Below are 25,622 nucleotides of genomic sequence, written 5' to 3' on the forward strand. Positions count from 1 at the left end.
AAATTCTCAAGAACTATATTTAATGCTATACTTATCAAGTAATATTTTTTTCTAATAGGACCCGTTGCAGCGGGTTCTTTTTTATGAATTACGTCGAATACTATCGACAACTTCTTTTCTTCCTCCCACTTCTTCCAAACGATCTGCTACTTCTAAAACCTTTTTTCTTTCTTTAGAAGAATCATTTTTTATTTTCTTGAAGTACATAGCTGATAACTCCTTTGAAATTTCTAAATCTCTGCTATTTTGCTTTTGATATAAATCGTGAAGTTCAACATAAGCTATTTTGTCACCGTTCCTATTAGCTTGCTCCATTTGTTTATATAAAAGTTGTCGGTTCTGTATACATTCCTTACGCTCTTTTTCTAATTCTGATGCCATCATCAAATGTTCTGGAAGTACTCTGTTTTCGGTTCCCATTGTTTAAACGCTCCCTTTCTAAACGATCACTTTCATCAAACTTTCGTTCAATGAAAGTACCGCCTTTATAAACTCCATACGCAAGTATCGCAATCCCTAATCCAAAGATACAGACATTGGTTGTACTTTCTACCGTTATAATGTCCATTAGGCTAAAATAAACACCTTTTTAGATTCCACTTCTTGAGATAATGCTTTATTTAGGTACTCTTTAATGTTATTCATTGCTTCTAATTTCCAAGCCCCACCGTCAGCTTCAAACAAACCACAACGAGCACCTTCACGCATCCTGAATACAAACTTACTTTCTGGTTGTTCTACTTCAACAAACGTTCTATATGGGCTTAATTGAACTGGATTTGGTACTTTTGCATTCCCTCTACTAGCAACCCCTGTTTTCACAGTTACAGCTTGTGATACACCATCATCTCCAATTTCCTTTACATCATTTTCTACGACAGTACCTACTACTTGTAAAACGATGTCTCGATGCTTGTTTTGTACAAAACTTGATTGCAATGCAATATTAAATTCTTCTCTGTCATAAAAGCTTCCAAAATTAAAACGTGGAATGGATGCTTGTGCTTCGATATAAGTACTTCTAGCCTTATCTCCATTAACCGCAGTAAAGCAACTTACCGTTGTTGGATTTACAATATGAATCATTACAGGTTCAATTGTGTCAAATTCTGATTTCACGTAACCTACTAAACCAGATAAACTACGGACAATAATCTCTGCTGGTGTTGGTGCTTGCACAAGATGTAATCGCTGTGTTGAATAAGTTTGTTCCCCGATTTTATGTGTTTCAATCGTTCCAATCTCTAATACTTTTTCAATTGCTTCTCTTGTCATAGTCATTTTTATTTCCCCTTTTCTTAATTAGATTTACTTTTCATATAATCGATTACTACTGTTTGCTTCTCAGCAGCCTGATTTTGTTCTTTTTCTTCTACTTCTTCTACAGGTTGTCCAACATCTGTTTTTACATCACCCTGTAGATCCATATAAAACTGTCCCTGGATTCCGGAAGCTAACTCTTGACCAACTAAATTTCCATTTTGGTCCATATCTAATAGAATCTTAGACTCTACCGCTTCTGTTGGTGCTAGTTTCGAAGTGGCTTGAACCTGACAATTCCATACATCACGTTTTTTATCACCAGCAAACGAAAGTGTTAAAACAATCTTTCTTGCTTTTTTAGGATCAGTATTTAAATCCGCCATATTTTCCATTACACGCTCAAACTCTTGATGAAATCTTTCAGCAAGTGCTCCATCAGCAAATGTATTTAAATCAATCATGACTTCCATTATTTTTCTCACCTAAGCCTTCCTTCTTACAATTCAACATCCACTTGAATATCAATATTCATAGGGATTTCTTGCGTTACACGAATTGATTTTGGACTTACACCTTTTTGAATTAACTTTTTAACTTCTTCTTTCGCAGCATCTTTTGAGTGAAATTCATTGATACCTGGAAAACCTGCGAAATTACTAGTAATTACTAAAATCTTTTGTTGCATGATTGCTCCTCCTACTGAACTTCCGCCATATTTATTTGTGCATTTGTAGCTGTAATTTCTTCTTCTAAAATGATTGGAAGTGAATATTCTTCATGAATGATTTGAATCGCTCTATCTAAATGATGACGTTTAATAGCTTTATAACTACTAATTCCAAACTCTCTATGTAATTGACTATAAATATCGCTATACACTTTTTTTCTAAGGCTAACATCCCGATAAGCATTAGATTCCTTACCACCTAATAGAAGAACACCTAACTTTCTTACAACTTTTGATACTTCATCACATTCGATAGCATATAAAGGGGCGTTTTCTCGTAAATCCTTCACATCTGATTTAATATCTTGGATTTCTTGTTTTTGACCTTCTAAAACATCAAATGTGAGTTTCAAAATACTCATCGGGTCTTTAGGAAGTTGTTGTTGATTTTGTATGTGTTGTTTCATTCGTTTAAACTCTTCTATAAACTTAATTTTCATTCGAACAGCTTCTTTTGTATTGTAACTCATTGCAACCAACGTGAAAGCTTCTTCCGTCATGTCAATTTTAGGATAATAACGTCCTCTGTTCTCATAAGTTCGCTCCGCAAAATTGCTTAGCGAAAATTCATCACCTGCATAATCCATTTGTTTTCTAATATCTCTTAGTACATCAGCGTGATTTTTACAAAACACCTCAGCAATCATTAAACTATCTGTAACAATTTTCCCGTTGCTTTCAAATACTAATTCACTATGCACAACTTTTTCGTTTACTACTGTTAATTGATCCATATTACTTTCCTCCTCTATAAACTTGAAATTACTTTAGTTTTATTTGTATAACGATGTACCAAATGTAATTCATTATTTACCTTTTTGAAGATTAACCAACTATCAGGATTTAAATTATATGATTTGATATGTATTTTCTCTCGTTTGGTTGGTTTTTTACCGTTTTTCAATTAATTCACCTCCTATGGATCTACAACATCAAGACTAATTTCACTTAACTAGCTCACCTTGATTCATCCTTATTTTTAGGTATTTTTGTTCTTTCGTGAAAATACTCTACTGGAACTCGTCCAGCTACCGTGATATACCCTTTTTCTTTTAGTTCATCGTTAAGCTTTTTAATAATTTCTCGCGCTTTTGTCTCCTTCACACTAAATAAATCCATGACATGTTCATATCTATAGACATCCATCAACCACACCTCATTAAGCAATACCGCAAGTTACGAAACGCAACGTGCGAGGAAAAAAAATTCGAATTACCTCATTTGGTTCTATTTTTAACTCATTTACAATTTTATTCACTTCTTCTGTATCAAACACTGAGTAACCATTGATCTTATCATTCAAGGTAGTTGGACTTATATCTAATGCTTCAGCTAATTTCCTATAACTAGAATTCTTTTCTCTTATTTTCCCTTTTAATGCTTTTAATTCTGGATACTTACGTCTTTTGTTCATATAATCACCCCTCCCTTTTTTATAAATCACCGCTTTTGTTACGTTTCGCAACACATCCATAGAATACTCCTAAAAAAAATAACTGTCAATACGTTTCGTAACATTTTTATCAATTCCCCCTCCGTTGTTGTTGCGTTTTGTAACAAACTTGTTTATACTATCGAAAAAGGAGGTTGTTACGTAAATGGAACAAAAACAACTTTTAAATAAAGAAATATTCCCTATCAGATTAAAAGAAATCATGTTTGAGAATGACCAAACAATTTATACTCTTTCGGAAAGGATTAATCTTTCGGCAGCCACCGTATCCCGATATTGTAGTGGTAAAATGGCACCAAAACTAACTACTATAGAAGTTATAGCAAAACAATTTGGTATAAACCCTACTTGGTTAATGGGTTATGATGTAGACAAATTTATCAGGAAAACTCAACCAGGCCAAAAATATTATCAAATAACTGAAAAAGACAAAAAAGACATTGCTAAACAATTAGAAAAAATGTTAGAGGGGTTAGGGGATGACAAAAATGGTTTTGCCGCTTTCGATGGCGAACCACTTGATGAAGCTACAAAGATGGTATTAAAAGATTCACTTGAACGTTCGATGCTTTTAGCACGAGAAATAGCTAAGAAGAAATTTACTCCTAAAAAATTCAGGAATTAGGGAGGAATTGGGATTGAAGAATAACATAAAACAACATGCACTAGATCTAGCTAAAGAACACGGCACAAACAATCCATTTAAAATAGCTAAAGAAAGAAACATCGAATTAATATTTGAAGATTTACAACATATTTATGGCTACTATCATTACTGTCGACGTGTTCAACTTATTCATATCAATTATAATCTAGAAGAATTTATCCAAATATATGTCTGCGCCCATGAATTAGGCCATGCTGTTAGACACACTAACGAAGATACCGCTTTTCTTAGTAGGAATACACTCTTTTCCACAGATAAATTAGAAATGGAAGCGAATACTTTTGCTGTTGAATTATTGTTGCCCGATAATGAAGTTTATAATTATCTCCGTTCTGGATACACCATAGAACAAATCGCAGGTGTTTATGGAATTCCTAAACAGTTCATGAAATATAAAACATTTGACTTTTAAACTTATGTGGAAGGAGTTATGAAAGGATGCCTATCTATAAAGACAAAGAAAGAGGAACATACTATGTAAAAATCGTTTATCGCGACTACGAAGGAAACAAAAAGCAGAAAAAAAAACGAGGTTTCAAAAAAAAGAACGATGCTGTCGCGTGGGAAAAAGAATTTCATAAAAAACATAACGAAAGTAGCGATATGAGTTTCTCTAGCCTAGTTGAATTATATATGGAAGATATAGTTCATCGCATTAGACCAAATACTTTCGAAAATAAAAAATATGTTATTAATTCAAGAATACTACCATTCTTTTCAAAAATTGCTATAAATGAAATCAAACCCATGCATATACGAAAGTGGCAAAACAACCTAATTTCTCAAGGATTTAGCCAAACATATCTAAAAACAATTAATAACCAATTAAATGCGATACTCAATTTCGCTGTAAAATTTTACGGACTATCTGTCAATCCCTCAAAGGTAGTTGGCGCTATAGGAAAGAAACAGGCTGATTCTATGAATTTTTGGACGTTAGAGGAATTCAATTTATTCTATGACCAATTAGACAAAGAAGAAAGTAAAGTTATATTCTCTATACTTTTTTGGACAGGAATTCGTTCAGGAGAGTTATTAGGACTGCAATGGAAAGATATAGATTTATTAAGTAACACAATTTCCATTACAAAATCACTCCAGAAGGTGAATGGTACAACTGTCATAAATCCTCCAAAAACACCAAAGAGTAAAAGAATTATTCACATTCCTTTAGCACTAAGTGAATTGATTATAAAATATAAAAATAAATTATACAAACCTAAGCATAATGATTTTCTATTTGATTGTTCTAAGTACTATGTGTTATATGAATTAAGAAGAGGAATAAAAAAAGCTAATATAAAAAAGATACGTGTGCACGATCTTAGACATTCACACGCATCTCTTCTAATTGAATTAGGTTATAGCCCATTATTAATATCAGAAAGGTTAGGTCATGAAAAAATTGAGACAACATTGCAAGTCTATTCTCATCTGTATCCAAACAAGCATGATGCTGTCGCAAAGAAGCTAAATAACTTAATGGAACAAAAAAGTTCCATATGAGTACCACGCTTCTAAAAATATCATTTAAAAGCGTGGTACTTCAATGTTCTTAGCTTTTTATAATACTATTCCCACTCAATAGTTGCTGGTGGCTTACTCGTTACATCATACACGATACGGTTAACGTGTTTTACTTCGTTTACGATACGTACAGAGATTTTCTCTAATACGTCCCAAGGGATACGTGCCCAGTCAGCTGTCATACCGTCGATAGATGTTACCGCACGGATACCTACTGTGTAATCGTAAGTACGCTCGTCACCCATAACACCTACGCTACGCATACCAGGAAGCGCAGTGAAGTATTGCCAGATTTCACGGTCTAAGCCCGCTTTAATAATTTCTTCACGTAAAATCGCATCAGATTCACGAACGATTTCTAATTTCTCTTCTGTGATTTCACCTAATACACGAATACCAAGACCCGGTCCTGGGAATGGTTGACGCCATACGATTTCATCAGGAATTCCTAATTCAGATCCTAATACACGTACTTCGTCTTTAAATAACGTGTTTAAAGGCTCAATTAATTTGAACTGCATGTCTTCTGGAAGTCCACCAACGTTATGGTGAGATTTAATTGTTTGCGCAGTTGCTGTACCACTCTCAACGATATCTGTGTAAAGTGTACCTTGCGCTAAGAAGTCCATACCTTGTAATTTTGACGCTTCATCATCAAATACGTAAATGAATTCGTTACCGATGATTTTACGTTTTTGTTCTGGATCTTCTACACCTTTTAACTTGTCCATGAAGCGGTCTCTTGCATCCACTTTAATAACGTTCATATGGAAGCCTTCGCTAAATGTTTTCATAACGCCTTCTGCTTCACCTTTACGAAGTAAACCGTGGTCAACGAAAATACATGTTAATTGATCACCAATTGCTTTATGAATTAATACTGCTACAACAGAAGAGTCTACACCGCCACTAAGTGCGCATAGTACTTTTTTGTCTCCAACAGTTTCACGAATCTTTTCTAATTCTACTTCAATAAAGTTCTCCATGTTCCATCCTTCAGAACAACCACATACACCGAATACGAAGTTTTTAATTAAATCGTTACCGTGCTCAGAGTGACGTACTTCTGGGTGGAATTGTACACCGTATAAGTTTTTCGCTTCATTGCTCATACCAGCAATTGGGCAAGACTCACTTGTTGCATCTACTACGAATCCTTCAGGTAAACCAGTTACTAAGTCGCCATGGCTCATCCATACAACTTGCTCTTCTGGAAGGTTCGCATATAATTTTGATTCGTTCTCTACTTTAAGAACAGCTTTTCCGTACTCACGGTGATTTGCACGCTCTACTTTACCACCGAAGTGTTGCGTCATAAGCTGCATACCGTAACAAATACCGAAGATTGGTAAACCTAGTTCAAAGATTTTTTCATCACAATGTAATGCACCTTCACCGTATACACTATTTGGTCCACCAGAGAAAATAATCCCTTTTGGATTCATTGCTTTAATTTCTTCTGCAGTAATTGTATGTGGATGAAGTTCACTGTATACACCGAACTCACGAATTCGACGTGCTATTAACTGATTGTATTGACTTCCAAAATCTAAAACGATAATTGTATCGTGTTGTTTCTTCAAAATAATCACCCCAACGTTAGTTCTCGTATATAAATATTTTCACCAATTTGGCGAAAAGCATTACCAATATAATAAAAAAAGCCAGTCCTCCGCCTCTAGTCTCATAACAAAGAAAAGGCAGGGGTCTGGCTTTATAAAGAAAGATAGTCTCCGCTCTTTATAAATATAAGACACACTGCCTTCATAGTCAGGTTGTTTACGGTAACCCGGTAGAGACTCTCAAACCATATCATTGAGGATATATGAAGGATCGTTTTATATTATCTTCCTAGATTCTAACAATGAAGTATCAATATGGTCAAGAGAGAAAGCGACAAAATTCTACAGAAATTCATTTCCTTTTCTAAAAAACATAAAAAAACATCCATTTCTATATAGAAATGGATGTTTTTTAGGACAAACGGAATTACATCATTCCGCCCATCAAGCTGTATATAAAATAGAAAAAAACAGGTGCAAAAAAGGCTATTACATCGATACTTTCCAGCTTTCTCATTACTTGAAAACATACAATCCCAAACCTTTCCGGACACTTTTCGGACACTAAATATGAATTCCATGTACTCTTCATAAGCTCGACAATTCATAGCCATCGTTCTGAAGAAGAATCTATTTCTCATACAGTAACCTTGACTGCTATAAATGGTGCATTTGAAACATTACATTTTAAAGAAACCAAATTATGATCAATAACTTTTTAGAACCAAAAGATTTATATCAAACAAAAAGAGCACAGCGCGTATAAAAGGTGCATCCAACACCCTTTATACCGTCCGCCTACTCTAACTAGGCAAACACTTGCTGTAACTCTTTATGTACCTCATTTTACCGTACATAAGGGTCCCTCCGCAACAGTTTGCTTACACTTGGCATTCTGTTGCTTTTTGTTTATACAAAGGAGCTCTTAGTCTATGAAAAAGAAAATCAATGTTATCGCAACGAAAGAATCCTTCCACAACTTATCATCATTCAAAGATGTGGAAGAACTAAATAAAACTGTACGTACATACAGAGATATTATCCGTATGTCTATTAAGCGTACTGACGTACAATCTAAACTTATTATGTTACTTGAAATGTTAAAACGCCACAGTTGCAAATATGTAGGCGTTAGTTTCTTATGCAAAAATTCAATTGCTAGCATGATGGAAGTTTCCTATAAAACCGTGCAACGTTTAATGAAAAAACTTGTAGATTTAGGTATAGTGAAACAAGTTTTTATGAAGCGAAAAAAAGATATGTTGCAAACTTCGAATGCGATTATCATTCAACCGATTGTGGAAGAAGTGTCCGACAAGGATTATAGAAAAAGTACTGCAAAGTGTCCTACCAATAAAACAACTTCTGTTTCCTTAAAACAAAATATAAAAGATATAAACAAACGTAATAGTAATGAGAATAGCAATACTCCAGAAGAAAATATTGAACAAGCTGATTTTGTTGCTCACTGGGTACCAGAACGTTTTGTTTCTTTGGTTAGTTCTTTTTACAGTGAATCTAAGACAATTCAAGAACTGTGGAAGGTCGTAAGGCAGTGTAATAAAGTTACAAACTTCTCTACAGGTGATAAAGCATTTGATCAGGACCATGAGCTTACTATTGGGTTAAAAGCTATTAAAGAATTTGTTATGAAAATTAAGTCTGGAACGAAAATGAAAAAGGGTAAATTCGCTTATTTCAACGGGATTGTAAACAACGTAATGGACAAGTTCTACTTTGATAAAGAGTTTATGAACATATAAAAAACACCTAGCTACATGAACTAGGCGTTTCGACTTTCAACATATCCATGAATAGAATCTTATGTATCGCATGTGGTCCATCACTTCCTACCATGCTACCGGTTTGTTGTTCTATCTTACTTGTATTACCTTGGACCCTATCTGTTTTTTCTGTTTTCTATATACTGTACAGACTCATTCCCGATCATCTTGCATGGCTAATGGAATGTGTTACACAGTTTCTTATTACCCCAATCCATTCTTGTATGGTCTAGCACTTTGTTTTGTATTGATTGCTTGTCAAATCACTCACACTGCGCATAAAGAGCAAGGGCTTGCTCCAAATTGGGATGCTTTTCATGATACTTTTCTACGCGCCCCACATACTTCCCTTTTTGTTTGGCAATCTCAATGCCCTCTCGCTGCCGCATGCGAATGAGATCTCGTTCTAACTGATTGACGCCGCCCATCACAGTCAGTAAAAATTGACTATATGGATTTTCGGATGTTACATCCAACCACGTATCTTTTATGGATTGTAAGTTGGCTCCTTTCTTTTGGATATAGGCGACCAATTCAAACAACTCCGCCGTACTTCTTGTAATGCGTGTTAAGTCTGTTACCCAGATCCTATCGCCTTCCTGTAAATCTTGTAACAACTGCTGCAGGATGGGACGATGACGGTCCGCCCCGGACGCCTTTTCTTGATACAGGATATCGACTCCGATTTGCTGTAACTGCTCGATTTGTCTCGTTAGATTTTGATCCGCACTGCTCACTCGTACATATCCCATTTTTCTCATTTGTTTCTCCCCCTTACTCCGTAGCAAATGAAATTCGTGCTACGCAAGACCCTCTGCTTATGCTTATTGTTTCTGCCTTGTTCCCTGTATACCCCACTCGCATTTTACAGGATATGTCATCTATACAATAGTCAGTTTTTGGTGTTTGCTGGCGTACGAACGGCTCTTGACATTCCCTCTATCCCTACCCTTTATAAGTAATTTGACTGTTCCTCCGAAAAGAATCTCCCTATCCCCATCAAGTTTTCATCCGAACCTATCACGTATGAATGTGCCGATACAACGTAGATTGAGATATCTGCGTATTTTTTGTCGTAATAGTCTGAATAATCATCCTCCTTGCAGGAAAATGAGATTTTTATGCATGTAACTTTGAATCTTTATACGTTTTACAATATCCTCTAAACGCTGTAAACAGTCTAGTCAGATATACTTAGCAAACAGGTTGCCCATTTGTACAAATGTGTAAAAATCACTTCTAAACGATTCCTTTTCACATATAGTAGACATAACTAAAACGATTTGAGAAAAGGGTGAATGATTTGGTTACAATTAGTTTATGCATGATTGTAAAGAATGAAGAAAAAGTATTAGAACGATGTTTACAGTCCATCAAAGGCATTCCAGATGAAATTATTATTGTAGATACTGGATCAACAGATTGTACAAAGGAAATTGCAAAAAAATGGACGCCTCATGTGTATGATTTTAAATGGATAGATGATTTTTCAGCTGCGCGTAATGAATCCTTTCGACATGCGACGAAAGACTACATTTTATGGCTAGATGCAGACGATGTTTTACTAGAACAGGATAAGACCGCATTACAAACGTTAAAACATTCTTTACAGCCCCAAATTGATGCCGTATCTATGAAATATCATGCTCACTTTGATACACAAGGGAACGTAATTAGTAGTGCCTTTCGTTTTCGTCTTCTGAAACGAGAGCGGCAGTATCGTTGGATAGGGGTTGTCCATGAACATATTCCAGTGACCGAACAAGATCAAACCTATCAAAGTAATATTGTTGTGACACATCAAAAAGAAAATCCGCAACGTTCCGTTCGAAATCTAACTATTTATGAAAAATATGTAGCGGGTGGCGGTACACTCACGTCACATGATTTATTTCATTATGGAAGAGAATTAATTTCCAATCATAGATATGAGGAAGCAGTGGATGTATTTCACAAATTTTTAGATTCTCCGGATATATCAGATGAGATGCGGCTCTTTATTTTTAATGAGCTTGCCTCCTGCTACTATTTCTTACAGAATATAGAACAAGAGCATCAAATCACACTCCAATCTTTATCCTATGATATGCCGCAACCTGTATTTTGTTGTCGACTGGGAGAGCATTTTTTACGCCAAGGGAAAGTGGAGGGAGCCATTTTTTGGTACAAACAGGCGACACAGCTACCCGTTTCGTATTCTTGGACCGTGGACAAAAAGCCGTTTTATACGTGGTTACCCCATAAGCAATTGGGGGTTTGCTATGAAATGAAGAAAGAAAATCGACAAGCACTGAAGTATTATCAAAAATCCTTAACATTCCTTCCAGACGATACCGAAGTACAACAAAAGATTCAGCATCTAAAAAAGCAAATGAAAAAAAAAAAGTAATTCGTTATCTTTCATTCACTTGGTCATACCTATTATTGCATACAGCGTATGCTAGTACATGAGATTTTTGATACGAGGAAAAATAATATCGTCTTAGAATTTTTACTTACAATTGAACAAGTATACATTCCGGCTATTGTTTTAACATTCTATTATTCACATGCAAATTGTATACTTTTCACACTCGTTTACCATGGTTTCTACTGGGGTTTTGTATGTTTGTAAAAGAAAACATGAAATGAAACGGAAAAACCCCACTACATTTGTGCCGTTGAACGGTAAATTGTAGTGGGGTTCTTTTTCAATGTATCCGTTGCAATCACATAGATAATTTCTATCTTCTTGTCTGCAAAGGATTACTAAAATCTTTCTTACTAACTTAATTATTTAGAAATGGAAATGACGTAAGGCGTTGTGCCTACAGGGATATTTCCGATAATCGTATCTGTAACTACATCGATTATCGCAACTGAAGCAGCGGTCGCTCTGGCAATATACGCTCGATTTAAGTCCACATTTACAGCTATTCCACGAGGGCTAGAGGTAACAGGAATCGTGCCAATTACGGTATGAGATTCCGTATTAATTACCGACACACTGTTACTACCAGTATTTGAGACATATAACTTGTTGTGCACAGTATCTAACCCCAGGTTCGTTGGAGTTTGACCTACAGGAATCGTAGTAATCGAAGTATTCGTTATCGTATCAATGACAGAAACATTATTGCTACTAACATTGGCAACATATAACTGATTGTGTTCAGAATCTATTAGAACACCTTCTGGGCTGGTACCCACAACAATCGTCCCGATAACAAGATGCGTATCAGTGTCAATGATAGTTACAGTATTAGAATTATGAGCTGATACGTATAAATAATTCGTAATTGGATTTAGGTCCATTCCAGCAGGGAATGGGCCCACAGGGATGGTCGCAATTACAATGTTAGTTGCCCCATCAATAACGGAAACGGTAGCATTGCCGCCATTAGAAACGTAAATGTGATTCTTAATTTGATCATCTATGACATATATTGGACCACTAATACCATCAGTGATAGTAGTAATGACGACATTGAAAGATCCACTTATAACAGAAACAGCGTTACCAGTTCCATTGGCAACATAAATACGATCCGTAGTAGCATCCGCTGCTACACCACGTGGTGAACGTCCTGTTGAAATAGTCGCGACCACCGCATTCAAGTCGCTATTAATAACGGAAACATTATTAGTTCCTTGATTAGATACATACATATTTCCAGGTTGTGAAAGGGGCGGCGTACCTGGCCCCGTCGGTCCACGGGCACCCGTGGCTCCTGTAGCACCAGTTGCACCTGCTGGTCCTGTCGCTCCTGTAGCACCATTGTCACCTTCCACACCTTGAATCCCTTGTGGCCCTTGCGGTCCTTGTAACCCTTGCACCCCTTGCGGCCCTTGATCGCCCTCAGGTCCTTCAGGTCCTGCTGGCCCTTGGGTTCCTTGTGGTCCTTGTGCCCCAGGAGCCCCCTGTGCCCCAGGTGTACCTGTCGGTCCCGTTGGTCCCGTTACACCCGTACTTGGTCCGGTTGCCCCTGTCGCTCCCTGGGGCCCTGCTGGTCCCGTCGGTCCAGTTGCTCCCGCACCACTACTAGGAACAGCGGCTGTTCTTGTCACTAAAGTAGATAAAATAGTGAGGATTTGGTTGCGTAGGGCAACGTCCATCATAAATTCTGCCATTAAAAACGATAAAGTAGTATACAGTGATTGTAGCATCGTTGCGATTTGACCAACATCTGCCGAAGTAGCTGAGGCTAAACGATTGTTGACAGCTAAGAGAAGATATAAACTATTTCGTGTAGCGTCTCTCTCCGTTGCAGTAGGAAATTCGGTGAGTAAAAAGTTATATAAATTCATTAAATTATTTTGTAAAGCCGTACGATTTACTAAATTAGGATTGTTAAAATACGTATTAATAGCAATTTGTAATTGTTGGATTAAAGTGAAAAGTTGTGCTTGTTGCGCTGGGGTAATAGGAACCGTAGGTACTAGCTGGGGGGTGATGAGATTATCAAATACATTTTCGTCCTTACTCATATAGATACTCCTCCTTGTTGTAACGTACCATACATCTGATAGGAAACTCGTAAGTTATTCATCATACACGTCCTCCTTTTTTAAGTGCGTGCACACACCGTAGCCACAGCTTATGCCCGCCCAGTGCTTCCTCGAGCCACGCTAGGCGCTGGCGGTCAGGTGTGAAATAATACATCTGCGGAACGGGCGTTCCTCGTTTTTCCGCCTGTTTAACCAGCCCCTCATAGCGGCGCATGTGGCACATTGTTGCATACAAATTGTCTCCCGTATCGATTTCCACGACATGTAGTCGCTCCCCATTATACCAATAGGCTGCCGGCACAAGCGCTTCCTGTTTACCAGCAGGTAATAATTCCTCGTGCCACTGCCACTCGGGATATCCGCACCATTCCCAAATGTCATTGCGGTAGAGGACATCGTAGATGTCGTGTACATCACTAAGCATCGTAACATGAGGTGTGCCAAGTAACGCCCCGCCTTTGCTATTGAGTCCAAAAATATGACGAGATGGTTCGACAATACTGTGAAGATACGGACGCAGGTGCTCCAGCTTACGTAGAATACTGCGCCTACTATACGATCCCAAATAGGCAACGAGTTGTCCTGTCGTCGTCCATCCAAATTTCTGAATAACCCCCAACAATTCCAAATCTGTCACCATTTGTTTCACAATCACCTTTTTCGTCATGATCCAACCTCCTCGTATATTAATATTTAAGCCCTATTACAGGCTTAGATTTTCTTCTTAATAAGAGCCCTATAAATAAAAATACTTGGACGTCTCAAGATATTTCTAGATAATGATTGTAGGATCATTTGGGACAATTCTTTCACCTCCTGTGGATTTACCACATTTGAAGAGTGTTTCTCAGTGAACGTGCGGGACTCCCTACTCGCAGGCTGAGCAGCCTGCCCCTCGAACCTAGATGATAGTAGCTCTAGGGCGGCTTTCGATTCAGGACTAGCTCTCATACACGAGGTTGTTGGTCGGCGTACACACTAGAGATATCTCGAGACGTCCAAGAAATGATTCTAATATAGAAGGGAGGTCTCTTACATGAGATTATTTGTTGGTTTAGATGTAAGTTCGTTTGATATGAAAGTTTGCTTTTTAAATGGTGATGGAGAAAAACTGGATTCTTTTTCGGTCAGTAATGACCTACCAGGAGCTACTACACTCAAAGAAAAATTATTACAGTGTGTTGCAGGGAAAGAGGTCGACATCCTTAAGATTGGCCTAGAATCCACCTCTGTTTACAGCTTTCATCCTTCTATGTTTCTTCACCATGATATAGATTTACAGCGTTTTGGAGCAAAAGTATTTCTCCTAAACCCAAAGCAAGTCGCAAATTTTAAGAAAAGCTATTCTGACATGAATAAAACCGATGAGATTGATGCCTATGTCATTGCTGATTACTTACGATTTGGCCGCAATCAAATGTCTATCGTAAAAGAAAGCCAGTACGTGGCACTGCAGCAATTAACTCGATCACGATACCAACTTGTCAAAATGTTAACGAAAGAAAAACAACACTTTCTTCAACACCTAAGTTTTAAATGTAATACATTTTCACAAGAGGTGGATACTTCCGTATTTGGTAGCGCCATGACAGAACTATTTCTTGAAAAATTCAGCTTAGAGGAACTAGCTAATATGCCTTTAGAAGAACTCGCTGAGTTCCTACAGGAAAAAAGTCGAAACCGTTTTGGTGATCCAAAATGCGTAGCAGCATCCATTCAAAAAGCTGTGAAAGCTTCTTATCGCTTGGATAAGGTTGTAGAAGATTCAATAGATGTCATCTTAGGTACATCCATCGCAGTCATTCGTACGTTTCAACAGCAAATCAAGGAATTAGAAAAGTCTATTAAAAAAATCATGGCTGGTTTGACCCAAACACTTGAATCTATTCCTGGAGTAGGTCCTGTTTTCGCTGCCGGTATCATTGCTGAAATTGGCCAAATCGAAAGATTTGACGATGAAACAAAAATAGCCAAATACGCTGGATTATACTGGCGAAAGCACCAATCTGGTCGTTTTACAGCTGAAGATACTTCATTATCCCGTACAGGTAATCATTACTTGCGTTATTACTTAGTTGAAGCCGCCAATTCAGTAAGAAAGCATGTATCAGATTATCAAGAGTATTACGTGAAAAAATATAATGAAGTACCAAAACATCAACACAAACGTGCACTCGTTCTAACCGCAAGAAAATTTGTGCGATTGGTGGATGCGCTACTACGTAGCCACCAACTTTTTACGCCTGGAAGGTGTGTGAAAGAATGACATAAATTTTTGTCATCGCTACCTTTCATTATTTTCCAGTAAATTACATTCGTTACTGGTTTAGTTTCGTGATGCCTTTTTTAAACAAATTGACCTTTGGCAACTTTAAACTTTGTTATTTCTCAGTTGACATACTACCGCAGGTCTTTTTTACAAAATAGAAACAAACGAATAAAAAAGAATCCAGTACACACAAGGATTTCTACGAAAAAGTTCCCAATAGGGTGTACTCTAATAGGAAGGATGAAAAATGGTACGTATGGGGCATGTCGTATGCCTCTTGTTACCTGAAAAAAAAGAGGGGAAAAAGGTTCTTTTTGTAATATTATATCTTTATAATTAAATGTAAAAGTTGTTTTTTTACAGGAATAGTGGATTTCATATATTGGTGAGTTTCACCATTTCTTTTGGGTGTTTTTCTTTATTTCCGGCTTGTTATCTCACTTTTTTGGTGAAATAAGCAAAAAAAGTATGCACGAAGTGCTACGTTGTTGTATAGAATACAATAAGCAACAAAAGAGAAAGAGAGATGTGTGTTGGGATAGTTGTGGAGAATATCTGGCTTTTCTTTCTTTTCTCTGTTGCGGGAGCAACCAACAAAAGAGATTCCTATTTCTGTTAGATATTTCCGATATCTGGTGATTGCAGTCATTTTTCATCCGTTTCTTTAGGGTACACCCTATTGGGAAGTTTTACCCAACAACGCATAATAGATTCCTACTTTCCTAGCTTTCAAATCCATACAAACTCGTACTCTTCTAATCCCTCATTCCCATATCCCACCCACCAAAACAGACACAACCTGCCCCTTACACCCGTACATAGCCACTTCCCCCTCTCACCCATTCTTCTACCTCGTCCAACGCTTGTCCCGCCTACATTTTCCGCCCGGCCTATTTCTTGTACTACGATAAAAATAACGACAAATTTTCTCCACTGCGCCATGATTTTTACTCCATTTCCTACAAAGAGAAATTCTTCTTTTTCAAGCTATCTATTCCTCCTAGTTTCCTATCTTGCAAGATTTCCTGACAACGATAGCGGCCACTGTGGAAATTTTTTATGTGATAGCATATGTTACTTTTATCTGACATCAAGTACTCCTGCTTTATGATAGTTCTACCACAAAACAGCGTACTCTAGTCCAGAATACGCTGTTTTTTTATTTTTATCGTTCCTATTCCTTTCTACTGTTACATATAATACTATTGGTAAACCAACAATGAGAGATCATATATCACTCGCCAGAGGAATACTCTTTTTTTGCTTACCCCACATACATCACATACATATAGGCTTTGTTACCTTTCAAATTTCACATATTCACCTGAAACCCATTGATCGGCACCAACGTTACACCATCCATCTTGATATCCCCACGACTGATACCGTTCTCCTTGGTACACATTTTTTACGACACCATAGTTCGTTCCTGGACCAGTACGAACACGCAATACATCCGCTGTAATCGTTACGACACCTACACCATTGGTAGATGATTGTGTAGATGTACCCGCACCATTATGATTAGAACCGCCCGTAACAATTTGTCCAGTCAAAGCGTATACGATTGAATTCGCAATCTTATCCACATTCCATTTCTCCATATCCGCATCGTTATCGATAAATCCTAATTCAATTAAGATAGCTGGCGCTTTTGTTCCTCGAAGTACAGCCAGGTCTTTACGCTCTTTCGCACCACGATTAGACCAACCGATATCTTTCGATAATTGAGCTGAAACCTTAGCAGCTAGCGCTTGTTGGTCGTAGTATAAGACCTCGACGCCATTCGCAACACGATTGAATGCGTTCAAGTGGAACGAAATGACCAAGCTAACATCATGCGAGTTACATTTCGCTACAATATGATTCAAATTCTGCGCTTGCGTAGAGCCCGTTTCATCCGTATCGTCATACACTGTATGACCTAGTGCCCGTAACCTGTCTGCAACCGCATCTTTCACCTGTCGATCCATGATGTGTTCTTTTCTATTCCCCCAGTTTGCACCTTGTACAATACGATTGTGACCACCATGTAAACTATATGTAGCCATTACTCCACATCCCCTTTCTCATTTCCTTCATGATCTGACCAAATTCCTAATGCAATTCCTACCGTTAACAAATACGGCGCCAATTCATCTAAAAAAGTCTTCGCCTCTGGTAAACCAAATTTCGCACATAAAAAACCAAGTAATGAAAAAACCGCAACCCATGTTTTCCAGTTGCGGAATCGTTTTTTCATATTTTCTTTTGATACATTCATGTTTAATCATTCTCCTTTTCGATGGTATCCAAGCGTTTATGCGCTTGTTTGGTACTTTCTTCTACTCTTGTCACACGTTCCCCAAGTGCTACCATTTGTTTTTCACTTGCCTTTAAATCAATCCGGATATCATCCACTCCTTTTCGAATATAACCCAGTTCTGCTTTTACTTCCGCACTTTGTTGTCCATCCGCTTTCAGGGATTTTGACCTGTTGAGTGCATAACCAAAATAGCTGATGGCGAGTGATAAGATTGCAATCAGTGCACCAATTTCCATGCTCATACGTTTCAACTCCTATCTATATAAAATAAAGAGAGACAGTGTTGTCTCCCTTGGTATCGAAGCTATATGTGGTTCAAACGGAAAAACTCACCGCAATATGCACGGTATTGCCGCTTTGCACGCCATTTACAAATATGCCACCATCACTTTTTACGGTTACTTCGCAAATGGCTGGCAGATTCCCATAAGCCAGTGCTGGAAAAGCAATAACTTGTACAGGTCTACATCCTGCTGGAAGTGTGGCAAATACCTGCACGTTAGATACCTTTGTAACGGAACCGATAATGGAAACCTGATCCCCACTCCGTTTATATTTCAAAATCCTATCCGGCACACCCTCCGCACCAGTTATTGGAAGAGGAATCCACCTTGTATCCGTTGCTTGTTTTACTGTTCCTTCTATCCATAATTCCTTTGTCTTTACTTGGACTTTCTCCATCACCGAACCATTCATACCAGTAAGTAATAGATTTTTCGCTTTGGAATCAACCGTACCACTTTGAATGTAGTTATATTCCCCTTCGTATGGCAGTATACGCATCACACCAGCAGTGTTCTTTAGATACAGAGGGGAAGTTTTACTATCTTGTGTTTCAATGACCAGTGCCCCCGTCATCGTATCCCCGGCTTTTTTCACCACACTATTTGCCGCAATACTTGCACCTAATTCTTCAATCTTTTTATTTGTCTTTAGGTATTGCTCGTCTATATATGGCGCTATTTCCTTGATTTTTTGATTCGCCTCATCTATTTCTTTTCGATAACCCTTTACACGTTCCATTGCCCCATCAAACTCAGAAATATAGTTTTCTATTTTAATATTTCCTTCTTTTACATCCCGTCTTAATGTAATCCGAATGTCTGGTGTACTCATTCGTTCTGTACTTTTTTCCATAACAAAATAAGCTGTCCAATCATCAGATGTGGAAACAGCTTGTGAGGACAACGTATATGAAAATACACCATTCTTTGCATCAACTATTTGGGCATCATCCCGAACGAATAGTCCAATTTGATTAATCGCTTCGTACTTCACTGCATACCCCGTTAAATCAACATTTTGCCCCTTTTCTCTTACATATACAGTAATCTTCAACCCGTTTTTATCATTTTGTCTGGAACGAATTGTTTTAGTAAACACAGGATCTGCTAAATCTATAATAATTTCCTCATTTCGCATGACTACACCTCTCTCTAACTATTCCTTTTCACGCGTCTAGGCGGTCTTCTTTGACGTTTTACTTTGTTCCTGTGTTTTATATTTCCTTTAGGTTTTATTGGCTCTAATTCTTCAATTCTAGCATCTGTTTTGGCTACATACTCCTGAAATGCTTTAACAGTCTGCGCAATCATCCCATATAAGCCAACACCATTTTCTTTTGATTCATCCGGAAGTACAACTCCATAGTGCGTTGTAATATCGTTTGTTGTAAGGAGTGGATCTCCTTCTTTACGGTTCATACGCATATCATATAATTGAGCCATTTCTGTTTTAAGGTTATATTGTTTAATCTCCCACCCCATTACCTTCTCTAACGCGTCAAATTTAATATCACGTATATTGGTTTTATATTTCTTTTTAGAAGACACTTTAAAATCCGCTGCTAAAACACCGTTAAAATAAGTTCCTCCATCACTTTTTACTTGCACATAGGTACTTTCATAATTTCTATTATTCCGTAATAAGATGTTCTGAAATACGATGTCACTATCTCCACCAGGTGTCAACTTCAAATCCACAATTCGATCTCCATTTTGGCGAAAGTTAAACCCTTCTTTTGCAGTAAAATAAGCGCCACCTGCTTTACTTTCCAGAAAAAGATTATTTTGACACTTCAAAGAAGCATAGGATTCTTTTGACTCAAGTTCTAAGCTTTGATCCGAACTTAGTTCCGCATGGCCATTTTTATTAAACGCAAGAGATGCTGAAAAATAGACCCTTGTCGGATCACCATTTTGATACCCGTTCGATATTCCGATTCCCCCTGACTTCGGAGAACCATCTAGCTGATAAACTAACACTGCACCTTGCGTGGCTGTTATATCATTGTTGCCACCTAATACAATAGTGGGTTGCATGACATTATTATTATTTATATAATAGCCCATGAAAATCCGGGTGATATACGATTCCATTAATCTAATAAATTGCTTGGAAATAGAAACATAATTGGAATCATTGGCAGTTCTAAGAGTGGTTCCTGTTATTTCTCCGCCTCGAATCAAATTTCCGTTCAATACTCCAGCTGTAATAAAATCCGCAACAATTCTTCCATCACTTGTCATAGCAATCTCATACGGACCATTTACCCCGTTTGATGAATAACCTAACCCGTTTATGTTCCACTGCCACACTTTTGAAGCTGTCATTTCATTTTTTGTATCCATAATTAGAATTCGGTCTGGATATACACGAACATTTCCACCAAATCCTGAATTGATTAGTTTTGTTGCATTTTCTTTCGCTGCATCAAGTAAAGACCCTGGCATATTGGATAAATCTTGTTGAATTTGATCTACTTTACCCGCCATGTCTGTAAAAGATTCTTTAAAGTTACCAATGGTTACATTGATATATTCCTTTTTAATTGGATCATATTTATACGCAATGACTTTTGCCTGAATATCAATACCATCTTCCTCATGTTTAACTGTAACAATATCGCCCATCCAGACACGCTGCAGAATTTTATATTCTTTATACTCCTCTGTTTGAGACAACTCTTGAAATTCAACCTTATATGTCGCTTTTGGTTGATCTACCATCTGAATATCAAACATAGCTTTAGCGGCTTGACGTAACCTGTTATACGCTTCTTCTACAGGTAATGCGTCTTCATCATTTGCATTTTTACCAATAGCTGCTTTTATATGATTAAACTCAATTACTCGTATTCTTGGATGCGGATACTTATGAATGAGTGGGCTATCTACATATTTTTCTGGTAATAACAATCCGTCAAATCCTTGTGGCATAATTCTGGTAGTAGGGCTTTTCCAATCCACATTACCTTCATAACCTAATAAATCTTTTTTATGACGAATCACTACCCCACGATTCATACCACGATTTTGTAGCATCTTCACATCAAAATTATCTCGTTTTAATTCGCCACCCCAACGATTAACAAATGAATTGTCTTGACTAGAATCCAATAATGCTTCCACAGGATTTTTTCGGACAATACGTGCACTTGCTATCTTTGGTACATCTGAATAAAACTGAAAAGGATGCTTGTATTGGCATCCCGCTGACATACGATTCATAGCTCCATTACCATTTGTTGTTTCAGCAAAAATATCTTCAATCAGATTTTCTGTTAAGTCATAAAAAATGTGATAACATTGCGCTGTAACCTCACCCATACTGACTTTAGGAGCTGCCACTCGAAATAGTTGTTCACCATCCGGAGTTGGAACTTTAATGATACTCATTCCCTCTATTTCCAGACCATGCGGCGCAAACAATGGATAACTAAATGAAAATAAAAATAAACCATTGAGTTCTTCCTCAACAGTTGCGTTATAAATATTTTTATCTAAAGCCCCTATACCATTGTGTGTAAAATCAGTCTCATTTGGTTTATATAAAGTAATCATTTATATCTCCACCTAGGTCGAATTTCCATAAATTGAATTGATCCTGACCACTCTATTTTATTTTCTCCCACGTTGAATATAGGGAACTTCCCGACCATTTTATTATTCATTGCTATTGTATCCGTATATGCTTCAAGTACTTCTGAGTCTATGACAACAGAACCATTCACATCTTTTATTTGAAAAGATACGTCATTGATTGTTATCCGGAAAGTACCATTTCCCACAATCCATAACTTAGGATCAGATTCAATTGTACCTGGATTATAAATTACACCTGGTTTGGTAAGGTTTAGGTTTACATCTTCTGTATATTCAAAAGGATCTAGAGTGAGATCCACTTCAAATTCACCATGTTCCTCAATTTCAGTTACAATGTCTCCCATTTCAACATGTTTAATCTTTCGATGTACATCGTCATCTGTAAAAAAGAGTGTTTCTCCCTGTAATAACCAAGGTTTTGCACGTCTTATGAAAGGCTTAATGTTCTCTGTCTCTAACATATTGAATTTCACTTTAAAAGGGACATTTTCATATGCCCCTTTCTTTGTGAGCGAGCCATGTCTCCCTGGTATTTCTATATGTTCTACTTTTTGTTTTGCAGTTGGAATCACTGGACGACCTACTAAGCCTAATCCGTAACTACTTGCTAATTCATTATCAATTCCTATATCCAACAATTTAAGTCGCCCTCCCTATTCCTATTTTTGAATTACGTCCTTTTTGAGCAAGCGCATCATCTATTTTTCCAACCATACGGTCGATATCACGATCATCTCTCACTGAAGGATTATAAATATTAACTACTGTGGGTTCAGTAGACATCGTTGCTGCAATTCCTTCGCCAATCTCACCTAATGTCTTTTTATTCAATGGTAAAACTGCTTCTCGCCCCGCTTCTCCTGCACCTTGCAACTGACCATTACTCATTCCAAAGATAGTTGGCCGAGTAAAAATACCGCCTTTTGCGCGCCATTGCACATCGATACCAGATGGGAAAGTAATGTCTTTACCCAAAATATTTTTCGTACTAGTTTGCAAGCTAAAGTGTGGCACTTTTGGCATTTCTGGCTTTGGAATCTTTAATTTCAAATCACTGAAAAACCCTTTGATTTTATCAATGAATCCCTTTACTTTATCTACCGCATCTTTTATCGGATCAACGATAAATCTCTTTGCTGCATCAAATTTTTCTTGCGCTACATTCTTTACAGAATCAAATTTTTCCCGTGCCGTATTGTACATGTCATTGAACTTCTCTTTTGCAGAATGATAAGCTGAAATCACTGGATCAATAATATATTTATAAACTAGATTCCATGCCGTAAGTGTATAAGATTGGATTTTGGCCCAATTACCTAGTATCCAATTCGCTAAATCATTCAATTTTTCTTTCGTTGCATTCCACAATTCCTGAACAGGCTGAATGACATATTGTTTTACTAGATTCCACGCTGCGGAAGTATATGATTTCACTGTCTCCCACTGTGAATGTAACCAAGAAACAAGCGTACCAATCTGTTCTTTAACCCAATCCCATGCTTCTTGAACAGGTTGCGTAATATATTGTTTAAATAAGCTCCAAGCAACTTGTGCAGCAGCCTTTATAAGTTCCCACTGCGTACTAAGCCATGTGACTAATTCACCAATTTGCGCACTTATCCAATCATATGCTTCCTGGATCGGCTGTATAATATATTGAGATATTGCCGCCCATGCAATTTGTGCCCCTGCTTGAATGAGTAGCCAACCTGCTTCTAAAACTGTGGAAACTGCTGAAATAATCGGGTCTAAAACTGTGAGTATTGTATCCCATGTTTCTTGCCAAGCTGTCTTTAATTGATCCCAAATAGAAGTTGCCGTTTCAACAATACCCGTCCACAATCCACTGAAAAATTCACCCAAAGGAGACAATATACTATTTGCTAGTTCAATGAATGAGGACCATGATTCTGAAAAATAATCAGTAATACCTGTCCAAATTTCCGATGCCGTATCAGAAATTCCCGTCCATAGATCCGTAAAAAATTGACCAATGGGTTCAAAGAACTCATTTACCATATTTAAAAAATCTGACCAGGCTCCAGAAAAGTAATCAACTGTAGCAGACCAACCATCACTGCATGCCTGAACTATACCTGACCATAATCCACCAAACCAATCTTTAAATTGCGACCATTTTTCAGAAAGCCAATCAGTTATGGCACCCCAGTTTTTTATTAACATGATAATACCAGTTATCACCAAGGAAACTGCTGCAATGGTAGCTATCACAGGTAAAAACGCCAGATTCAACGCACCAAATGAAACAGCGAGAGCTGCTACAATTGGAGTTAAAATAATAAACGCCGTACTCAGTGCACCCATCACAATTAAAAGCGTTTGATCGGCTTCAGACAATTTACTAAACCAATCCATTACAGCTTTAACCCCATCAACAATTGGAGGCAAAATATCTTTCGCTAATTCTGCAAATTTCTTTCCAAGTGGCTCTAACGCAGCCTGTGTTTCTCTCAATGCTTTTTGAAATTGTTGCCCCAAAGATTCTTCCTGAAGTTTCTTCATTTCATCCATACGTCCAGTTACATCACCAAGACCACCATGTACATTATTTAAACTAAGTACAGCTTCAGCACCCATGTCTTCCCATTTCACGCCAAATAAAGCAACACCAATCTGGTTTGCTTTTACTTTGTCATCCATCTTTTGAAGATCACCTAACACAGTATTGAATACATCAGCTGCGGTTCCCTTTCCTTCATTAAATGATTTCCATACTTTTTGTGTCTCTTCAGATAAATCACCGAATCCTTCTGATACACCTTTCGAACCATCTTGTACACGGATTCCAAATTCTTTCACAAGATCATTGATATAGTCTAAGTTATACGAACCGCTTTTTGTTCCATTTGCTAAAATCGTAAACATTTCTTGAGCACTAAAACCACCTTGTTTGAATAAAGGCGCATATTCAGAGAGGTTATCAAATAACTCGTCTGAATAATTTAGACCTTCTTGAGCACCTGCAGCAAGTAAATCAAATGTTTCTTGTGTAGATAAACCAAATTGACTCATCAACTGCCCTGCACCACGAGTCGCTTCATTCAGATCTACATCGTACACTTTTGCAAGTGTTAAAACATCCTCTGATGCCATTTGCAACTCATTATATGGAACATCTCTCATGTTTTGATAAACTTTTATAAGCGCATTGTCTACCTCTTCAAGATTTTCACCAAAACCTTTTTTCCAAGTATCAACAGCAATCTTTTGAAGATTTTCTGCACCTTTCCCAGTCAATCCTAATGACGCCTGAATTTTCCTCTGCGATCCATCAAACTCTATTGCTGTATTTACAATCGACTTTCCCATTTCAATTAACTTTTCAGATATTCCTTGTAGGACTTCAGCGGCTTCCATTAAATTGTTCATATCAAGTTTCTTATTTATTTCCGCCATACCATCCGCAGCTTGTGAACCACTTCGCCCAACACTTTGTAAGGAGTTTTCGAATTGCTTTAATGTCGTTTTTGCTTGGTTTAATTTAGCCTCAAGTTGCTGCACTTCGGTAGAATTCTCACCATACACACGCTTTGCTGCACTTAATTGTTGTTCTAAGTTGTGGACGACCCTATCAGTCATTTCCATTTGCTGACGTAGTTGTTTCTGCGCTAATTCTAACTTATCCGCTTCACTAGCATTTTGACCTAATTCAGCATTTTGAAGTTTGAATGA

26 protein-coding genes, 2 pseudogenes and 1 riboswitch are annotated in these 25,622 nt (G+C 37.4%); of the genes and pseudogenes, 6 read left to right on the top strand and 22 right to left on the bottom strand.

Translation table 11 applies throughout. The features are described 5' to 3' along the window. Nucleotides 1-81 precede the first annotated feature (81 nt). Genes MHH55_RS20840 through MHH55_RS20880 form a run of 9 tightly spaced genes read right to left on the bottom strand, consistent with a single transcriptional unit; the run spans nt 82 to nt 3,404 of the window. Nucleotides 82-420 carry a hypothetical protein gene (locus MHH55_RS20840; RefSeq protein WP_000536404.1) on the bottom strand — a complete coding sequence of 113 codons (339 nt, stop codon included), beginning with the start codon at nt 418-420 and terminating at the stop codon, nt 82-84. After that, the gene (locus MHH55_RS20845; protein WP_014894867.1) at nt 353-568 is read right to left on the bottom strand and encodes a hypothetical protein; all 216 of its coding nucleotides are present in this window, start codon (nt 566-568) and stop codon (nt 353-355) included. The genes MHH55_RS20840 and MHH55_RS20845 overlap by 68 nt, the downstream gene beginning before the upstream one ends. Beyond that, a complete protein-coding gene (locus tag MHH55_RS20850) occupies nt 568-1,281 on the bottom strand; it encodes a hypothetical protein (RefSeq protein ID WP_340881152.1) in 714 nt (237 codons plus the stop codon). The genes MHH55_RS20845 and MHH55_RS20850 overlap by 1 nt, the downstream gene beginning before the upstream one ends. Before the next feature lie 17 nt (nt 1,282-1,298). Then, a complete protein-coding gene (locus MHH55_RS20855) occupies nt 1,299-1,733 on the bottom strand; it encodes a hypothetical protein (RefSeq protein ID WP_000453492.1) in 435 nt (144 codons plus the stop codon). 26 nt (nt 1,734-1,759) lie between these two features. Next, nucleotides 1,760-1,948 (bottom strand): hypothetical protein, encoded by a 189-nt coding sequence (locus MHH55_RS20860; protein WP_233935590.1) that lies wholly within the window; start codon nt 1,946-1,948, stop codon nt 1,760-1,762. Between the two features lie 11 nt (nt 1,949-1,959). Beyond that, on the bottom strand, nt 1,960-2,724 hold the full coding sequence (locus MHH55_RS20865; protein ID WP_233935591.1) for a Rha family transcriptional regulator: 765 nt from the start codon (nt 2,722-2,724) through the stop codon (nt 1,960-1,962). Nucleotides 2,725-2,738: 14 nt separating this feature from the next. Next, the gene (locus MHH55_RS20870) at nt 2,739-2,894 is read right to left on the bottom strand and encodes a DUF6906 family protein (protein WP_233935592.1); all 156 of its coding nucleotides are present in this window, start codon (nt 2,892-2,894) and stop codon (nt 2,739-2,741) included. A 53-nt stretch (nt 2,895-2,947) separates the two neighbouring features. Next, nucleotides 2,948-3,136 carry a hypothetical protein gene (locus MHH55_RS20875; RefSeq protein ID WP_233935593.1) on the bottom strand — a complete coding sequence of 63 codons (189 nt, stop codon included), beginning with the start codon at nt 3,134-3,136 and terminating at the stop codon, nt 2,948-2,950. 13 nt (nt 3,137-3,149) lie between these two features. Continuing rightward, entirely contained in the window at nt 3,150-3,404 is a 255-nt protein-coding gene (locus tag MHH55_RS20880) for a DUF739 family protein (RefSeq protein ID WP_340881157.1), read from the bottom strand. A gap of 184 nt (nt 3,405-3,588) precedes the next feature. On the opposite strand from MHH55_RS20880, the gene MHH55_RS20885 reads away from it, so the two are divergent. The 3 genes from MHH55_RS20885 to MHH55_RS20895 are packed head-to-tail and all read left to right on the top strand — an operon-like array spanning nt 3,589 to nt 5,616. Beyond that, a complete protein-coding gene (locus MHH55_RS20885) occupies nt 3,589-4,068 on the top strand; it encodes a helix-turn-helix domain-containing protein (RefSeq protein WP_233935595.1) in 480 nt (159 codons plus the stop codon). Nucleotides 4,069-4,081: 13 nt separating this feature from the next. Then, a complete protein-coding gene (locus tag MHH55_RS20890) occupies nt 4,082-4,522 on the top strand; it encodes an ImmA/IrrE family metallo-endopeptidase (protein WP_340881159.1) in 441 nt (146 codons plus the stop codon). A 26-nt stretch (nt 4,523-4,548) separates the two neighbouring features. Then, nucleotides 4,549-5,616, top strand: coding sequence for a tyrosine-type recombinase/integrase (locus MHH55_RS20895; RefSeq protein ID WP_233935597.1), 1,068 nt, complete (start codon nt 4,549-4,551; stop codon nt 5,614-5,616). 65 nt (nt 5,617-5,681) lie between these two features. Here the strand turns inward: MHH55_RS20895 and guaA are convergent, their stop codons facing one another. Next, nucleotides 5,682-7,220 carry a glutamine-hydrolyzing GMP synthase gene (guaA, locus tag MHH55_RS20900; RefSeq protein ID WP_000743909.1) on the bottom strand — a complete coding sequence of 513 codons (1,539 nt, stop codon included), beginning with the start codon at nt 7,218-7,220 and terminating at the stop codon, nt 5,682-5,684. A gap of 164 nt (nt 7,221-7,384) precedes the next feature. Then, a riboswitch (purine riboswitch) is annotated at nt 7,385-7,486 on the bottom strand. Between the two features lie 645 nt (nt 7,487-8,131). Here guaA and MHH55_RS20905 point away from each other — a divergent pair. Beyond that, nucleotides 8,132-8,962, top strand: coding sequence for a cytosolic protein (locus MHH55_RS20905; protein WP_078187496.1), 831 nt, complete (start codon nt 8,132-8,134; stop codon nt 8,960-8,962). A 284-nt stretch (nt 8,963-9,246) separates the two neighbouring features. On the opposite strand, the gene MHH55_RS20910 is transcribed toward MHH55_RS20905, so the two are convergent. Continuing rightward, complete coding sequence (locus tag MHH55_RS20910) at nt 9,247-9,744, bottom strand: recombinase family protein (protein WP_078187497.1); 498 nt, start codon at nt 9,742-9,744, stop codon at nt 9,247-9,249. Between the two features lie 542 nt (nt 9,745-10,286). On the opposite strand from MHH55_RS20910, the gene MHH55_RS20915 reads away from it, so the two are divergent. Beyond that, nucleotides 10,287-11,372: a glycosyltransferase gene (locus tag MHH55_RS20915; RefSeq protein ID WP_078187498.1), complete on the top strand. Its 1,086-nt coding sequence runs from the start codon at nt 10,287-10,289 to the stop codon at nt 11,370-11,372. A 383-nt stretch (nt 11,373-11,755) separates the two neighbouring features. On the opposite strand, the gene MHH55_RS20920 is transcribed toward MHH55_RS20915, so the two are convergent. Both MHH55_RS20920 and MHH55_RS20925 read right to left on the bottom strand, forming a co-directional pair. Beyond that, complete coding sequence (locus MHH55_RS20920) at nt 11,756-13,450, bottom strand: collagen-like repeat preface domain-containing protein (protein WP_078187499.1); 1,695 nt, start codon at nt 13,448-13,450, stop codon at nt 11,756-11,758. A gap of 61 nt (nt 13,451-13,511) precedes the next feature. Continuing rightward, the gene (locus MHH55_RS20925) at nt 13,512-14,138 is read right to left on the bottom strand and encodes a hypothetical protein (RefSeq protein ID WP_078187500.1); all 627 of its coding nucleotides are present in this window, start codon (nt 14,136-14,138) and stop codon (nt 13,512-13,514) included. A gap of 369 nt (nt 14,139-14,507) precedes the next feature. Here MHH55_RS20925 and MHH55_RS20930 point away from each other — a divergent pair, with 369 nt between their 5' ends. Then, nucleotides 14,508-15,737, top strand: a complete 1,230-nt coding sequence (locus MHH55_RS20930) for an IS110 family transposase (RefSeq protein ID WP_340880302.1) — start codon at nt 14,508-14,510, stop codon at nt 15,735-15,737. A 732-nt stretch (nt 15,738-16,469) separates the two neighbouring features. Here the strand turns inward: MHH55_RS20930 and MHH55_RS20935 are convergent. The 9 genes and pseudogenes from MHH55_RS20935 to MHH55_RS20975 form a co-directional block, all read right to left on the bottom strand. Then, nucleotides 16,470-16,682, bottom strand: a complete 213-nt coding sequence (locus MHH55_RS20935) for a hypothetical protein (RefSeq protein ID WP_078188184.1) — start codon at nt 16,680-16,682, stop codon at nt 16,470-16,472. A gap of 356 nt (nt 16,683-17,038) precedes the next feature. Further along, nucleotides 17,039-17,233, bottom strand: a pseudogene (locus MHH55_RS20940) (SH3 domain-containing protein); the annotation flags it as partial. 33 nt (nt 17,234-17,266) lie between these two features. Then, nucleotides 17,267-17,791, bottom strand: a pseudogene (locus MHH55_RS20945) (N-acetylmuramoyl-L-alanine amidase); the annotation flags it as partial. Beyond that, nucleotides 17,791-18,003 carry a hypothetical protein gene (locus MHH55_RS20950; RefSeq protein WP_139362588.1) on the bottom strand — a complete coding sequence of 71 codons (213 nt, stop codon included), beginning with the start codon at nt 18,001-18,003 and terminating at the stop codon, nt 17,791-17,793. The gene MHH55_RS20950 and the pseudogene MHH55_RS20945, both read right to left, overlap by 1 nt. Before the next feature lie 2 nt (nt 18,004-18,005). Beyond that, on the bottom strand, nt 18,006-18,287 hold the full coding sequence (locus MHH55_RS20955) for a hypothetical protein (protein WP_078188161.1): 282 nt from the start codon (nt 18,285-18,287) through the stop codon (nt 18,006-18,008). Between the two features lie 73 nt (nt 18,288-18,360). Beyond that, nucleotides 18,361-19,467, bottom strand: coding sequence for a BppU family phage baseplate upper protein (locus MHH55_RS20960; RefSeq protein ID WP_340881166.1), 1,107 nt, complete (start codon nt 19,465-19,467; stop codon nt 18,361-18,363). Nucleotides 19,468-19,481: 14 nt separating this feature from the next. Continuing rightward, nucleotides 19,482-21,887, bottom strand: coding sequence for a phage tail spike protein (locus tag MHH55_RS20965; RefSeq protein ID WP_078187917.1), 2,406 nt, complete (start codon nt 21,885-21,887; stop codon nt 19,482-19,484). Continuing rightward, nucleotides 21,884-22,567 (bottom strand): phage tail domain-containing protein, encoded by a 684-nt coding sequence (locus MHH55_RS20970; protein ID WP_078187915.1) that lies wholly within the window; start codon nt 22,565-22,567, stop codon nt 21,884-21,886. Before MHH55_RS20970 ends, MHH55_RS20965 begins: the two co-directional genes overlap by 4 nt. 1 nt (nt 22,568) lies before the next feature. Next, nucleotides 22,569-25,622 (bottom strand): phage tail tape measure protein (locus tag MHH55_RS20975; RefSeq protein ID WP_340881170.1); only part of this gene is annotated, 3,054 nt, incomplete at its 5' end.

The organism is Bacillus sp. FSL K6-2944 (assembly GCF_038005385.1).
GTDB classification, from domain to species: domain Bacteria; phylum Bacillota; class Bacilli; order Bacillales; family Bacillaceae_G; genus Bacillus_A; species Bacillus_A cereus.

Excerpts from the sequence above, each read along its gene's own strand:
- MHH55_RS20895 (WP_233935597.1), top strand. The coding sequence starts at position 4,549 with ATGCCTATCTATAAAGACAAAGAAAGAGGAACATACTATGTAAAAATC.
- MHH55_RS20920 (WP_078187499.1), bottom strand. The coding sequence starts at position 13,450 with ATGAGTAAGGACGAAAATGTATTTGATAATCTCATCACCCCCCAGCTA.
- MHH55_RS20910 (WP_078187497.1), bottom strand. The coding sequence starts at position 9,744 with ATGAGAAAAATGGGATATGTACGAGTGAGCAGTGCGGATCAAAATCTA.
- MHH55_RS20880 (WP_340881157.1), bottom strand. The coding sequence starts at position 3,404 with ATGAACAAAAGACGTAAGTATCCAGAATTAAAAGCATTAAAAGGGAAA.
- MHH55_RS20850 (WP_340881152.1), bottom strand. The coding sequence starts at position 1,281 with ATGACTATGACAAGAGAAGCAATTGAAAAAGTATTAGAGATTGGAACG.
- MHH55_RS20865 (WP_233935591.1), bottom strand. The coding sequence starts at position 2,724 with ATGGATCAATTAACAGTAGTAAACGAAAAAGTTGTGCATAGTGAATTA.
- MHH55_RS20845 (WP_014894867.1), bottom strand. The coding sequence starts at position 568 with ATGGACATTATAACGGTAGAAAGTACAACCAATGTCTGTATCTTTGGA.
- MHH55_RS20965 (WP_078187917.1), bottom strand. The coding sequence starts at position 21,887 with ATGATTACTTTATATAAACCAAATGAGACTGATTTTACACACAATGGT.
- MHH55_RS20875 (WP_233935593.1), bottom strand. The coding sequence starts at position 3,136 with ATGGATGTCTATAGATATGAACATGTCATGGATTTATTTAGTGTGAAG.
- MHH55_RS20885 (WP_233935595.1), top strand. The coding sequence starts at position 3,589 with ATGGAACAAAAACAACTTTTAAATAAAGAAATATTCCCTATCAGATTA.
- MHH55_RS20855 (WP_000453492.1), bottom strand. The coding sequence starts at position 1,733 with ATGGAAGTCATGATTGATTTAAATACATTTGCTGATGGAGCACTTGCT.
- MHH55_RS20960 (WP_340881166.1), bottom strand. The coding sequence starts at position 19,467 with ATGCGAAATGAGGAAATTATTATAGATTTAGCAGATCCTGTGTTTACT.
- MHH55_RS20935 (WP_078188184.1), bottom strand. The coding sequence starts at position 16,682 with ATGGCGCAGTGGAGAAAATTTGTCGTTATTTTTATCGTAGTACAAGAA.
- MHH55_RS20840 (WP_000536404.1), bottom strand. The coding sequence starts at position 420 with ATGGGAACCGAAAACAGAGTACTTCCAGAACATTTGATGATGGCATCA.
- MHH55_RS20955 (WP_078188161.1), bottom strand. The coding sequence starts at position 18,287 with ATGAGCATGGAAATTGGTGCACTGATTGCAATCTTATCACTCGCCATC.
- MHH55_RS20905 (WP_078187496.1), top strand. The coding sequence starts at position 8,132 with ATGAAAAAGAAAATCAATGTTATCGCAACGAAAGAATCCTTCCACAAC.
- MHH55_RS20860 (WP_233935590.1), bottom strand. The coding sequence starts at position 1,948 with ATGCAACAAAAGATTTTAGTAATTACTAGTAATTTCGCAGGTTTTCCA.
- MHH55_RS20930 (WP_340880302.1), top strand. The coding sequence starts at position 14,508 with ATGAGATTATTTGTTGGTTTAGATGTAAGTTCGTTTGATATGAAAGTT.
- MHH55_RS20950 (WP_139362588.1), bottom strand. The coding sequence starts at position 18,003 with ATGAATGTATCAAAAGAAAATATGAAAAAACGATTCCGCAACTGGAAA.
- MHH55_RS20925 (WP_078187500.1), bottom strand. The coding sequence starts at position 14,138 with ATGACGAAAAAGGTGATTGTGAAACAAATGGTGACAGATTTGGAATTG.